Annotated in this window: 9 protein-coding genes and 2 rRNA genes; 2 read left to right on the plus strand and 9 right to left on the minus strand. The window is 63.9% G+C overall.

Going from position 1 to position 12,258, the window contains the following annotated elements; translation table 11 throughout:
• Positions 1–223: 223 nt before the first annotated feature.
• From BLW08_RS22625 to BLW08_RS22645, 5 genes are all read right to left on the minus strand, one after another.
• Entirely contained in the window at positions 224–1,669 is a 1,446-nt protein-coding gene (locus tag BLW08_RS22625; RefSeq protein WP_090826323.1) for an FAD-binding oxidoreductase, read from the minus strand.
• Between the two features lie 130 nt (positions 1,670–1,799).
• Positions 1,800–3,734, minus strand: a complete 1,935-nt coding sequence (locus BLW08_RS22630) for a glycoside hydrolase family 13 protein (RefSeq protein ID WP_091328362.1) — start codon at positions 3,732–3,734, stop codon at positions 1,800–1,802.
• A gap of 2 nt (positions 3,735–3,736) precedes the next feature.
• The gene (locus BLW08_RS22635; protein ID WP_090826253.1) at positions 3,737–4,669 is read right to left on the minus strand and encodes a sugar ABC transporter permease; all 933 of its coding nucleotides are present in this window, start codon (positions 4,667–4,669) and stop codon (positions 3,737–3,739) included.
• Positions 4,669–6,300 (minus strand): ABC transporter permease subunit, encoded by a 1,632-nt coding sequence (locus tag BLW08_RS22640; protein WP_091328365.1) that lies wholly within the window; start codon positions 6,298–6,300, stop codon positions 4,669–4,671. The genes BLW08_RS22635 and BLW08_RS22640 overlap by 1 nt, the downstream gene beginning before the upstream one ends.
• Positions 6,301–6,396: 96 nt before the next feature.
• Positions 6,397–7,695, minus strand: coding sequence for a sugar ABC transporter substrate-binding protein (locus BLW08_RS22645; protein ID WP_091328368.1), 1,299 nt, complete (start codon positions 7,693–7,695; stop codon positions 6,397–6,399).
• 209 nt (positions 7,696–7,904) lie between these two features.
• On the opposite strand from BLW08_RS22645, the gene BLW08_RS22650 reads away from it, so the two are divergent.
• Positions 7,905–9,635, plus strand: coding sequence for a glycoside hydrolase family 13 protein (locus BLW08_RS22650; RefSeq protein WP_254780024.1), 1,731 nt, complete (start codon positions 7,905–7,907; stop codon positions 9,633–9,635).
• A gap of 20 nt (positions 9,636–9,655) precedes the next feature.
• Positions 9,656–10,678: a LacI family DNA-binding transcriptional regulator gene (locus tag BLW08_RS22655; RefSeq protein WP_090826240.1), complete on the plus strand. Its 1,023-nt coding sequence runs from the start codon at positions 9,656–9,658 to the stop codon at positions 10,676–10,678.
• 18 nt (positions 10,679–10,696) lie between these two features.
• Here the strand turns inward: BLW08_RS22655 and BLW08_RS22660 are convergent, their stop codons facing one another.
• The 4 genes from BLW08_RS22660 to BLW08_RS22675 form a co-directional block, all read right to left on the minus strand.
• The gene (locus tag BLW08_RS22660) at positions 10,697–11,218 is read right to left on the minus strand and encodes a GNAT family N-acetyltransferase (protein ID WP_254780025.1); all 522 of its coding nucleotides are present in this window, start codon (positions 11,216–11,218) and stop codon (positions 10,697–10,699) included.
• Positions 11,211–11,705, minus strand: a complete 495-nt coding sequence (locus BLW08_RS22665; RefSeq protein WP_090826320.1) for an SRPBCC domain-containing protein — start codon at positions 11,703–11,705, stop codon at positions 11,211–11,213. Before BLW08_RS22665 ends, BLW08_RS22660 begins: the two co-directional genes overlap by 8 nt.
• Positions 11,706–11,793: 88 nt before the next feature.
• Positions 11,794–11,910 (minus strand): 5S ribosomal RNA (gene rrf, locus BLW08_RS22670).
• Between the two features lie 154 nt (positions 11,911–12,064).
• Positions 12,065–12,258: ribosomal RNA gene (locus BLW08_RS22675) — 23S ribosomal RNA — on the minus strand; the annotation flags it as partial.

Below are 12,258 nucleotides of genomic sequence, written 5' to 3' on the forward strand. Positions count from 1 at the left end.
CGGATAAACAAGCAGACTTGATGTGACGCTTCGACAGTCTTCAATGAGTTTGGAATACCAAGGAATGTACCGAGGACGCGCTACGGCCCCGCAGGACCGGAACGCGGCAGCGCGCGTCCAAGGGAGGAACGACCGAGCGCGCCGAGCGTTTCGGACCTGCGGGCTACCCAGCGTTTCGGCCTGCGGGCTACCCAGCGTTTCGGCCCTGCGGGCGGGCTCCAGATCAGATAGCCTTCCCCGGGTTCAGAATTCCCTGCGGGTCGAACAGCTCCTTGATCCGCCGCTGCAGCTCCCGCACCGGCTCGGGCTGCTCAAGGCCGAGCCACCGCAGCTTGTATTGCCCCACGCCGTGTTCACCCGTGATGGTTCCCCCCATCTCCAGGCCTACCCGGATGGACTCATCCAGGGCGGCGTTGAGGCGTTGCAGTGCATCGGCGTCCGTGGCTGGGTCCACGCGGTCCATCCAGAATGTTGGGTGCAGGTTGCCGTCGCCGGCGTGGGCCACCACCTTGAGCCGGACGTTGTAGCGTTCGGCCATGGCTTCAAGCGCGGCGACGAAGTCCACCAGCCGCGAGCGCGGGACCGCTATGTCCTCGCCCACCCTGAACTCGTCGTCCACTTCGACGCCGCGGCTGTTGCGGCGCAGCTCCACCAGCATTTCGGCTTCCGCGCTGGCTTCGGTGGTCACGGTGGCACCGCCCTCGGCAAGTACTTGCCGGACGACGTCGGCTTCCGCAGCAGCGCCGAAGCCGTCGGTCTGGATGAGGAGCAGGGACTTGCCGCGCTTTTGCAGGTCGCCGCCGTGGAGTTCGTCCAGCTGCACCAAGGTGCCGTTGTCCAGGAGTTCCATGATGGCGGGCTGCACCCGGGCCTTACCTACGGCCAATACACCTGCGGCCGCGCTGCTGAAGTCCCGGTAGAACGCCGCAATGGTGTGCACTTCGCGCGGAAGGTATTTCAGCCGGACGGTCACGCCCACCACGATGCCCAGTGTTCCTTCCGAACCCACCAGCAGGGCCGTGAGGTCGTAGCCCGCCACGCCTTTGAATGTCTGGTGGCCGGTGTGCATCAACGAACCGTCTGCCATGACCACGTCCAGGGCCAACACGGAATCGCGGGTCACCCCGTACTTGGCGCACCGCAGTCCCCCGGCATTGGTGGCCACATTGCCGCCGATGGTGGACATTTTGTAGCTGGCGGGGTCCGGCGCGTACATGAGTCCGTGCTCAGCGGCCGCCGTATTCAGGTGGGCGTTGATGACGCCGGGTTCGACGACGGCGGTCTCGTCGTCGGGGTTGAGGTCCAGGATGCGGTTCATCCGTTCAAGGCTCAGGACGATGCAGCCATGGGTGGCGTGCGCTCCCCCGGAGACGCCGGTGCCGGCACCGCGGGCGACGATCGGCACCTGATGCGCGGAGCAGGTGCGGACGATGTGTTGCACGTCCTCCACGGACTCGGCCCACACCACAGCCAGGGGCAGGTGCCTCTCCAACAGCGGCCCTTGGTCCGCGGAGTAGACAGTGAGGGTTTCTTCGTCCTCTGCGAGTTGGCTGGCACCAAGTCCGTGTGCCAGCTCTTGCAGGAAGGCTCCCTGCCCGGCTGATTGCCGGGTTGCTTCCGCGTGGCCGAGCGTGCGGTCCTTGATGCGTTCCTCTGATGTACCGGCCATGGCCGTTTCGTCCGACAAGGCATTTCCTCCACATGAGCACCGCGGACACGCCAAACCGGCAGTCTTCGCAGTGTTTTCTGTGGTCACAGTCTAGCCAGCACCGCAGGCGCAGCACTGCAAACAGGGCCTGCTACCTCACAGGAACCGCCGTCCCGGGCAGCGCCCACATCGCTGCGGAGATGCCCTCGGCCCGGAGGCGGACACGCTCGACGCCGGACGCCCCGGCGGGTGCCGACGTCACCGTTCCGCACTGGTGCAGTGGCTTTGCGAGGAGCGATGTGAGTTGCGCTTCGGTGAGAACGGGGCTGTTCAGGACGACGTCGGCGTTGTCTCTCGCGACGAACACCAGCACTGAGGACTGTGCCGTCTCCCGGACGAAGGCCAAGGCGTTGCCCTCGGCATGGAGCCAGCGAACCCCTCCGTCGGTCAGGGCCGGCAGTTCCTTCCGTAACCTTCCCAGGGCCGCATGGACGGAACGAAGGTCCCTGCGAACACGATGAAGGTCACCCCACGGCATGGGAGTCCTGGAATCCTCGCCGTTGAACCCTTCCAGTCCGAACTCATCCCCGGCGAACATCACGGGCACACCCGGCAGGCAGTAGGTGAGGAAGGCTCCCACGTCCGGCCCGCCGTCGACCATCACCGTGGCCGCACGTGCGGTGTCGTGCGTGTTAAGGGCGTTCATGTTGTTTTGTCGCACGCCCCAGCTAAATCCCGCAGCCAGATCCTGGTGCGTCGCCAGGAAGTCCTCGGCGTCGATCTTGTGGGGCCCGGACTGCGGCGAACCGAAGAAGTTCACGTTGGGAGCATCCTTGGCCAGCCAGGACCACAGCGGTCTGGTGAGGTTGGAGTACGTCATGGCACCCTGCCAGTGCTCTCCTGTGACGTCCGCGGCGGCGTCGGATGTGGATTCGGCCAGCAGGGCCGCGTTCGGGTTGATCTCACGCACGCGGTCCGCGATGAGCCGCGCTACCTCGTGATTGAGGTCCACCGCTCCCAGCCGCCCGGTCATGTTGCCGACGTCGATCCTCCAACCGTCCAGGCTGAAGGGAGGCTTGAGCCAGCGGGCCACCACGGAATCATCGTCGGTCACGAAGCGCCGGCGGAGCGCATCAGAGGACCAGTTGAACTTGGGCAGCGACGCCACACCCCACCAGGACTCGTAGCTCGAATGGTCAGCGCTGAAGTAGTAGTAACCCGCTTCCTCGGAGCCGGGATCGGCGAGCGCCTTGATGAACCATTCATGCGCGGCGCCGGAGTGGTTGGCGGTGAGGTCTCCCATCACCCTGATCCCGCGGGCGTGCGCGGCTTCCACCAGGTCCACCAACGCTTGGTCTCCACCCAGGAGCGGGTCCACGGAATCGAACGTGGACGCATCGTACCGGTGGTTGGAGCGGGCGGGGAAAAACGGCGTCAGGTAGAGGATGTCAACGCCCAGTTCCTGCAGATGATCCAGTTTGCCGGTGATCCCTGGCAGGTCTCCCCCGTAGAACTGCGTGGATGCCTGCCCGCCCGTCCCCACCACGGGAGTTTCCCAGGAACAAGCGGTGGCCCATTCAGGGACAGGGTGCCCATCAGCCTGTTCAGAGCGGGCGAACCTGTCCGGAAACACTTGGTACATGGTGCCCTTGCGGAGCCATTCCGGAGCCGGGGCAAAGGACGTCAGCCTGAAGTCCGCGGCGTCGGACACGTCGCGTCGGAACAGGCCTTGGGCGTTGAGGTTCCAGTAGCTCCGCTCCGCTGTACTGCCAGTCGCAACGCTGGCGGCAGCGCCGTCGTCGTGCGTTGGGGAGACTTCCAGCAGGAAGCGGTACCTGGCCACAGGGTTGGCCACCAGCATCGCCGCTTCCCACCAGTCCCAGCCATCGGCCGTGCCCAGCCGAAGGGCGGCGTCGTAGCGCGGCTCGCCGTCCTGGACGGACCGGACCCACACCTTCGACGCCGGACCCCACCCCTGCGGGACCCGCACCCGGAGCCGGACGGTATCGCCAAGGGATACGTCCCCGGGTGCAGTTGTGGTGACGAAGAGACCGGAGCCGTCGTGGTGTGGAAGGGCGATGGGCATGGTCAGCCTTTCACGGAGCCAGCGGTGAGCCCGCTGACGATGTATTTCTGCAGGAAGAGGAACAGGGCCATGACCGGGATGGCGGCGATCACGGCACCTGCAGCGAAGACACCCCAGTTTTCGGAGCGCTGCTGGGCCACATAGGAGTACAGCCCCACGGCGAGTGTCTGGCTGTCCGGATCGGTCAACACCACGCTGGCAATAACGAACTCGCTGGAGATCCCGATGAACGCCAGCAGCCCCACTACGGCCAGGATCGGAGTGACCAGGCGGAGGATGATGCCGAAGAAGATCTGCACGTGACTGGCCCCATCAATCTTGGCGGCCTCGTCCAAGGACTGCGGGACAGTGTTGAAGAACCCGTACATGAGGTACGTGTTCACGCCCAGGGCGCCGCCGAGGTACACCATGATCAGGCCAAGCTGACTGCCGAGTCCCAAGGCCGGGATGACCTGCGAAATGCCGCTGAGGAGCAGGAAGATCGCCACCACGGCCAACAGTTGCGGAAACATTTGCAGCAGGAGCAGGGTCAGGAGTCCCATGCGGCGGCCTTTGAAGCGCATGCGGGAGAAGGCGTACGCTGCCATGGCGCCGAGGAACACGGTGGCGGCCGATGTCACCAGGCCCACTACCAGGGTGTTCACGAACCAACGGCCGAAGGGGCGGCTTGGATCGCTGAAGAGGGCCACGAAGTTGCCGGCATCGAACCGGGAGAAGAGTCCGTTGGAACCCACCAGGGTGCCGTTGGAGTCCAGGGCCGCGGACAACACGTACAGGAGCGGGAAGACGGCGAAGATCGTGGTGAGGATGCCCACCACATGCCGCCAGCCTTTGTCTCTGAACCAGACCCCGAACGGCCGGCGCTTGGGCGCGAGCGGCGGGTGGACGCCGTCGGACGCTGTTTCCTTGCCGCGGGTGAGTGTGCGTACGCTCATCAGTTCACGTCCTCGAGTGCTTTGGTCTGCTTGAAACTGATGGCCGAAATGGTGGCCACGATGATGAAGATGATGATCGCGAGCGCGCTGGCGAGGCCGTAGTCGCGGCCCGTTCCCTGGCCGAACGCCACCTTGTAGACCAGCGTGATCAGGATGTCCGTGGATCCGATATCGCGGTCGGTATCGGCGAAGCGTGGCCCGCCACCGGTGAGCATATAGATGACGTTGAAATTGTTGAAGTTGAAGGCGAAGGAGGAGATCAGCAGTGGTGCTACGGACACCAACAGGAGAGGCAGCTTGATGGAGCGGAACACACGCCAGGCCGAGGCCCCATCCATGCGTGCGGCCTCGTCAATTTCCGAGGGCAAGGACTGCAGCGCACCGGTGCAGACCAGAAACATGTACGGGAAGCCGAGCCACACGTTGACCACCAGCACGCTGATCTTTGCCAGGACAGGGTCCGTGAGCCACCCGATATTCGCGCCGCCCAACAGGGTCTGGTTGAGCCAGCCGAACTCGGGGTTCAGGATGCCGGACCACACCAGGCCGGACAGGAAGGCCGGGAAAGCATAGGGCAGGATCATGAGGATCCGGTACGCCTTCTTGCCGCGCAGGTCTTCACGGTTGAACGTGATGGCAAGGAAGAGCCCCATGACGAAGGTCAGTGCCACCGATGCGATGGAGAACGTGAAAGTCCAGATGATCACGCCCAGGAGTGGTCCGCGGAGGCTTGGATCCGTGAAGGCACGGGTGAAGTTGTCCATGCCCACATCGATCTTCCAGCCCGTTGCCAAGGTCTCGCCGTTGGCGTCGGCAAAGGCACCCTTGCCGTTGTCCCGATACTCCGTCCCTGTCTCTGTGTCCTTGAACGTGTCCGTTGCGGCGTCGTAGTCGAGCGCGGGTTTGAACTGGTAGGCGGTGCTGCCGTCCGCCGTGCGCAGCGTTCCATCCGCAGGATCGCCTGAAACCGGGACTGTAATCTTCAGGATCTCCTGTTGGTTGGCCACGATCTCCTGGAACTTCAAGGTCTGGTAGCCCGGGAGGGAGGTGGCCTTGCCCGTGGAATCCTTGCCGGCGGCCGTTGCCTCGCTGAGTGGCTGTTCCGTGCTGCCTATCTGCGCCTTCCCGGACGGATCCGTGAACAGCAGATAAAAATCGTTGCCCTTGGTGAGGACTGAGGCCTTGTAGGCAAGCGAATCCGGGACACGCTTCTGGGCGGTCAACTGTATGGCCGAAATGGCGTCTTCCTTGGTGCTGTTGTGCCCGTCGCCGTAGTTAGTGAACGCGATGTAGCCGCTGAAGACCACCACCAGAACCTGGAAAACCAGCAGGAAGAGCACGCCGGGGGCGAGGTACTTGGCGGGTAGCCCACCCTTGCGGAGGTAGATCCAGTTGATCGCCAGGACCACCACAGCAGAAACTGCCAGTGCAGCCCAGGATTGGCTAAGGAACAGCATCATCAGGACGTACACAGCGAAGGCGTCCACCAGTCCCAGCAGCACAACTTTAAGAAGAGTGCCCTTGAGGGAATCCGGATGGCGCTTGCCGGGTGCCCGGCGGGTGGTATCGCGGGGCGTGGGCGCCGGGCTGGCTGCGGTGGACGGCAGTTCTTGGAGATCTGGCTTTGGCATTGTGGATCCTTGGGTCAAGCGGTTGGCAGCAGGCACGGGCCGGGCGGAGGGTTGCCGCCCGGCCCAGGGCAGACCGGTGGAATCACCGGTGCGGGACTAGCCGCCGATCTTGGACTTGATGCTGGCGGCCATTTTGGTCCAGGCCTCGGCGGGGTCGCCCTGGCCCTTGATGATGGCCAGTTCCGTGGCTCCCCAATCTGCCCAGACCGCGCTCATTTCCGGGATGGCCGGCATGGGGACGCCGGTGGCGCCGATCTTGCCGAAGGCCTCCACCACGGGATCGCTCGCGGCCTTTTCGAAGGAGGCCTTCAGGGCGGGCGGACGGCCACCTGCCGCATACATGGAGTCCTGGGCGGACTCGGAGGTGAGGTAGTTGGTGACGAACTCATTGGTGGCGAGGGCGTTGGCGCTCTTGGCGCTGATGAAGAAGCCGTTGACGCCAATGAACGGCTGCGCAGGCTCGCCACCGGCGGTGGGGAGCTCATCCACGGCGAACTTGATGCCCTTCTTCTGGACGTCCGGAACGTTCCATGGCCCCGTCAGGAAGTAGGGGGATTCGCCGGCCAGGAACTTCTCCTTGGCGATGTCACCAGTGATGTTGGAGTTGATGATCTTCTCACCGGCGTCGCCCCAGGCGGCCAGCTTCTTGGCAAATTCGACGCCGGCGGTGTCGCCAATGAGGAGCTGCTTGGCGTCGTAGCCGCCGTCGGCGTTCTTGCCGAACACCTGGGAACCCATGGAGGACTGCAGCGGGTACAGGTGGTACGGGTCGCCCTGTTTCGGGTCCATGCCCACCAGGAACGGGAAGGTGGCCTTGCCGTCAGCTACGGCCTGCTTGCCGTTGGCCACCACTTCGTCCAGGGTTGCGGCCTTGCTCTCCACGATGCTGGTGTTACGCAGCAGGGCAATGTTCTCAATGGCGTAGGGAACACCGTAGACGGCACCGTTGTAGGTCATGGCCTTGATGGAGGATTCCTGGAACTCCGTGGCTTTGTCGCCCAGCTCCACCGGTGCGATCACGCCGTTCTGGACGAACTTACCGATCCAGTCATGGGGTCCAACAATGAGGTCCGGTCCCTGGCCGGTGGGAACCTGGGTGATGAAGTCATCGCGCACGGCGGCAAAGTCCTTGACCACCAGCTTTACCTCGATGCCGGTATCAGACCTGAACTTCTCCGTGATGTCCTTCAGGGCCGGGGAGCGCTCGGCGTCCACCCACATGGTGATGACACCGGCTCCAGCCGCTTTGAGATCCTGTTTTGCAGCTTCAGAGCTCGGAGCGGTGGAGGCGCTTCCACCACAGGCGCTCAGGGCCAGTGCCGCTGCTACGGAGATTGCCCCGGTGGCGAAAACCCGCCGGGTGGTTTGAGTCGCTAGGGCATTGTGCACCTTCATTGGTGTCCCTTTCGTTCTTCTTTGCTTCGGCGGCAGGGTCTCAGATCCCGTCATATCGCCGGTGACATGGCTCACAACTGCAAGCGCTTCCACACACTACATGGCTGCGCGCTGGTTTGAAAAGCCAGCAGTGTGAGAAGCCTGCAAAGACAGCACCCTTAGGACTGGAAGCGTTTACAATTTGCCGAATTCTCTTCTACGATGTGTTCATGTCCGTTGATTCATTGCTCTCGGTTGCGGCCCACGAGCCCACTGCAGCTTTCACGCAGCTCACCCCGGTCCACCAGGCCTCCACGGCGCACGGATGGTGGCGTTCCGCTGTGATCTACCAGATCTACCCGCGATCCTTCCGGGACCTCAACGGGGACGGTGTAGGGGACCTGGCAGGCATTACGGCCGAACTCACGCAGCTTGCCGGACTAGGCATCGACGCCGTGTGGTTGTCACCGTTCTACCGCTCACCCCAGCGGGATGCGGGCTACGACGTCAGCGACTACTGCGACGTTGATCCGTTGTTCGGCACCTTGGCCGATTTCGATGCCCTCATCGCCGAGGCCAACCGGCTCAACCTGCGCGTTATCGCCGACCTCGTCCCGAACCACTGTTCAGACCAACATGTCGCGTTCCAAGCGGCACTCATGGCCGGCGCCAACAGCCCGGAGCGGGATATGTTCATCTTCCGGGACGGCCTCGGAACTGATGGGAACCAGCCGCCCAACAACTGGCAATCGCACTTCGGCGGCCCGGCATGGACGCGCATTGTCGAGCCGAACGGCCAACCTGGCCAGTGGTTCCTGCACCTCTTCGACTCCTCGCAGCCGGACTTCAACTGGGACAACCCAGCTGTCCACGCCGAATTCGAACGCGTGCTCCGCTTCTGGCTGGACCGCGGCATCTCCGGATTCCGGGTGGACGTAGCCCACGCGTTGGTCAAGGCAGCAGGCCTGCCCAACTGGGGCGGGCGTGCCGACGGCAACAGCTCAGAGGGTTTTCCTGGCCAGGATGCGCCCATGTTTGGCCAGCCCGCACTGCACGACATCTATCGCCGCTGGCGTTCCATCCTGGAAGAATACGGTCCGGACCGCATCTTGTGCGCCGAAGCCAACGTGGATCCGCTCCCCCGGCTGGCACAGTGGGTCCGCCCGGACGAGATGCACCAGGCCTTCAATTTCCCGTACCTGCACGCCGGACTGGACGTGAACCGCCTGCGCCATATCATCACCGACTCCTTGGTCTCGCTGGACGCAGTGGGGGCACCGAGCACCTGGGTGCTGTCCAACCACGATGTTGTGCGGCACGTCTCGCGGTTCGGCTACGACGGCCAGGGACCGCGCGACGGCGACGGCATCGGCCCCGACGACGTACAGCCCAACCTGGACCTCGGACGACGACGGGCTGCCGCGGCCACCCTGTTCATGCTCGGGCTCCCGGGCGGCGCCTACCTCTACCAGGGTGAAGAGCTGGGCCTTCCCGATTCAACCAGCATTCCCGGCAGCATGCGCCAGGATCCAACCTTTGCCCGCACCGGCGGAGCCAGGATCGGCCGTGACGGCTGCAGGGTGCCGCTCCCCTGGCGCTCCGCCGAGCCGCACTCCGGCTTCGGCGCCGGCCTGGATCCCTGGCTGCCACAACCCGAGTCCTGGCCCGCGCTGGCGAGGGATCATCAGGAGGCCGATCCGGCGTCGCACCTTAATCTGTACAGGGAGATGCTCGCTGTCCGGGCCGCGCGCGGTCTCGGCCAGGGCTCGCTCGCCTGGGTGGAGGACTACTGCACAGGCTCCGCGCTGGCCTACCTCAACGGCACCACCCTGGTGATCATGAACGCCGGCGCTGACGCCATGCCGCTCCCGGCAGGCGAGACGATCCTCCGCAGCTCCGCGGCGGAGGCGGGCGCTGATCTACTAGGCTCGGGGGAGACAATCTGGCTCACAGCCAGCTAATTTCCCCACCGAGGAGCAGCATGACCGGCATCAAGGACGTAGCCGAGCGCGCAGGGCTGTCCGTTGCCACTGTTTCGAGGGCGCTGAGCGGCAAGGGACATGTGTCCCCCACCAGCCGGGAACGTGCCCGCGCCGCAGCCGCCGAGTTGGGCTTCGTGCTGTCCTACCACGCGTCCAGCCTGGCCTCCGGGCGTACGCACAACGTCGGCCTGGTGGTTCCCTCGGTCCACCGCTGGTTCTTTTCAGCGGTGATCGAGGGCGCCTCCGCCGCGCTGCTGGAAGCCGGCTACGACCTCACGCTGTACAACATCGGGGAGAACCCGGAGCATCGGCACAGCGTCTTCAGCGACTTCCTGCTGCGCAAACGCGTGGACGCGGTCATAGCGGTGTCCCTGGAGCTCAGCGAAAGCGAAATCCAGCAGCTCCACGCCATGCACCGTCCCATCGTGGGCATTGGCGGCCCTCTGCCCGGAGCATCAACCATCAGGATCGACGACGCCGCGATTGCCAGGAAGGCAACCAACCACCTCCTGGGCTTGGGCCACAGCAAGATCGCCCACATCACCGGCAACGAAGCCTACGATCAAGACTTCCAGCTGCCGGGGACCCGCCGCAGCGGATTCGAACAAGCAATGAACGACGCCGGCTGTCCGGTCAGGCCCGAATGGATCGTTTCGGCAGACTTCACCATAGAAGGCGCATACGCAGCTGCCCGTCAGTTGCTCGCCAGCGCCCCCGAACGGCCCACTGCCGTCTTCGCAGCTTCCGACGAGATGGCAATCGGCACCATCCTGGCGGCCCGGGACTTCGGCCTGCGGATCCCGGAAGACCTCTCCGTCATGGGCATTGATGGGCACGACCTTGGGAACGTCATGGGACTGACCACCATCGATCAGGACGCCAAGGGCCAGGGGGCATTGGCGGTTCGCACCCTGCTGGGTGCCATCACCAAAGACGTGGCCCTTGAACCCGCCGACACCGAGCACCCCACAAAGCTGGTTGTGCGCACCAGCACGGCGGTTCCCAAAGTCAGCGCCTCCTAGCTTCCCCTCTTCCAGTGGTTATGGCAGGGAACGCTCCATGACAAGCTCCAGCTTGGACGTGTCCTGCGGATAAGGCCTGCTGGCACCGGTGGTTTCGAATCCGTGACGCCGGTAAAAGGCCAACGCCCGTGTATTGTCCTCATGGACCCCAAGCTCCATCAGCCCGGCGCCGAGCTGTCCCGCAGCGGCTGCGCATGCCTCGTCGAGGAGCTGATCCGCCAGCCCCAATCCCCTGTGCTCCGGAGCGACGTACACGCTGAGGAGCATCGCCTGCACCGGCTTCTGTGGGTCCTGGGGGTGTTTGAGGACCACCCGCATCAGGCCACAGAACCTGGAGCCGTCATGACCTGCATCGGCTACCAACGTCATGCTTCCGTCTCCGGACATCGCGACAGCGCGCTCCTGCCACTGGGCGTCCGTCTGCCGGCGTGCAGCATCCAGGCTCTCCACATAGGCCATGGGAGTGTCGGTGAGCATCTCCAGCCTGACGTTCTTCAGCAACTGCCAGTCGTCTGCGTGGAGTCGACGGACCCTAGGCAACTGCTCCGCCCATGAACCTCACATAGCGCTCCAGGACGCGGGGCCAGCCTTCTGCATATGACTCCCTGGAGGCAGCCGGGTCTTCAGCGCCCTCCCATCCGTCGTGGATCAATCGAACTTCCGTGCCTCCGTCCACAGCCCGGAACGCAACCCGAATCTCCGTGGACCACAGAGGCGTACTGGCCGGGTACCAGCTGGCGTGGAAAGACAGTGGGGGCTGCCAGTCGTCGATGGTTCCCCACACGGACGTACGGCCATCCTCGGCCGTCTCCAGGATCAGGTTCTCTTCGAACTCAACGTGGGATCCGGCGCCGAAGACGCTTTCCTGTTCCAACGGCCACCACAGGTGAGGATGGTCCGTGAAGCCTTGAAAGGCATGTGAAACGTTCGTGGGCACAACAACCGCAATGATGAGGGGCTCCAGGTCATTGCTGCCTTGCTGGGTGGACTCGGGCTCCGACTCGGGGTGGCTGAAGAGGCTTTCCATGAGCACCAACTCTACCGGGGGTCAATGGCGCATGGGTGGGTTAAAGACGAAGGGCCCCAGCTATTGGCTGGGGCCCTTCTCAATTTATGTCCGGCGGTGTCCTACTCTCCCACACCCTCCCGGGTGCAGTACCATCGGCGCTGTGGGTCTTAGCTTCCGGGTTCGGAATGGGACCGGGCGTTTCCCCCACGCTATGACCGCCGTAACTCTGTTACCCGTCCCGGTCCCCCGTGTGGGGGTTGGGTGGGAAATCTTTGGGTTACAACTGTGGTGCTTGGTTGTTATTTAGTTGTTGGTTCCGGCAACCCGTGGTGGGTTGTTGTTCGGGAACCACATAGTGGACGCGTGCAGTGTGTTGTGTGGTGTAAGTTGTTGGCCTATTAGTACCGGTCAGCTTCACGAGTCTTTAGTCCTCGCTTCCACATCCGGCCTATCAACCCAGTGGTCTGGCTGGGGGCCTCTCACACATTATGTGTATGGAAATCTCATCTTGAAGCGAGCTTCCCGCTTAGATGCTTTCAGCGGTTATCCCATCCGAACGTAGCTAATCAGC

Origin of the sequence: Arthrobacter sp. cf158, from assembly GCF_900106835.1 — a bacterium.
Lineage (GTDB): Bacteria > Actinomycetota > Actinomycetes > Actinomycetales > Micrococcaceae > Arthrobacter.

Excerpts from the sequence above, each read along its gene's own strand:
- BLW08_RS22625 (WP_090826323.1), bottom strand. The coding sequence starts at position 1,669 with ATGGCCGGTACATCAGAGGAACGCATCAAGGACCGCACGCTCGGCCAC.
- BLW08_RS22630 (WP_091328362.1), bottom strand. The coding sequence starts at position 3,734 with ATGCCCATCGCCCTTCCACACCACGACGGCTCCGGTCTCTTCGTCACC.
- BLW08_RS22635 (WP_090826253.1), bottom strand. The coding sequence starts at position 4,669 with ATGAGCGTACGCACACTCACCCGCGGCAAGGAAACAGCGTCCGACGGC.
- BLW08_RS22640 (WP_091328365.1), bottom strand. The coding sequence starts at position 6,300 with ATGCCAAAGCCAGATCTCCAAGAACTGCCGTCCACCGCAGCCAGCCCG.
- BLW08_RS22645 (WP_091328368.1), bottom strand. The coding sequence starts at position 7,695 with ATGAAGGTGCACAATGCCCTAGCGACTCAAACCACCCGGCGGGTTTTC.
- BLW08_RS22650 (WP_254780024.1), top strand. The coding sequence starts at position 7,905 with ATGTCCGTTGATTCATTGCTCTCGGTTGCGGCCCACGAGCCCACTGCA.
- BLW08_RS22655 (WP_090826240.1), top strand. The coding sequence starts at position 9,656 with ATGACCGGCATCAAGGACGTAGCCGAGCGCGCAGGGCTGTCCGTTGCC.
- BLW08_RS22665 (WP_090826320.1), bottom strand. The coding sequence starts at position 11,705 with ATGGAAAGCCTCTTCAGCCACCCCGAGTCGGAGCCCGAGTCCACCCAG.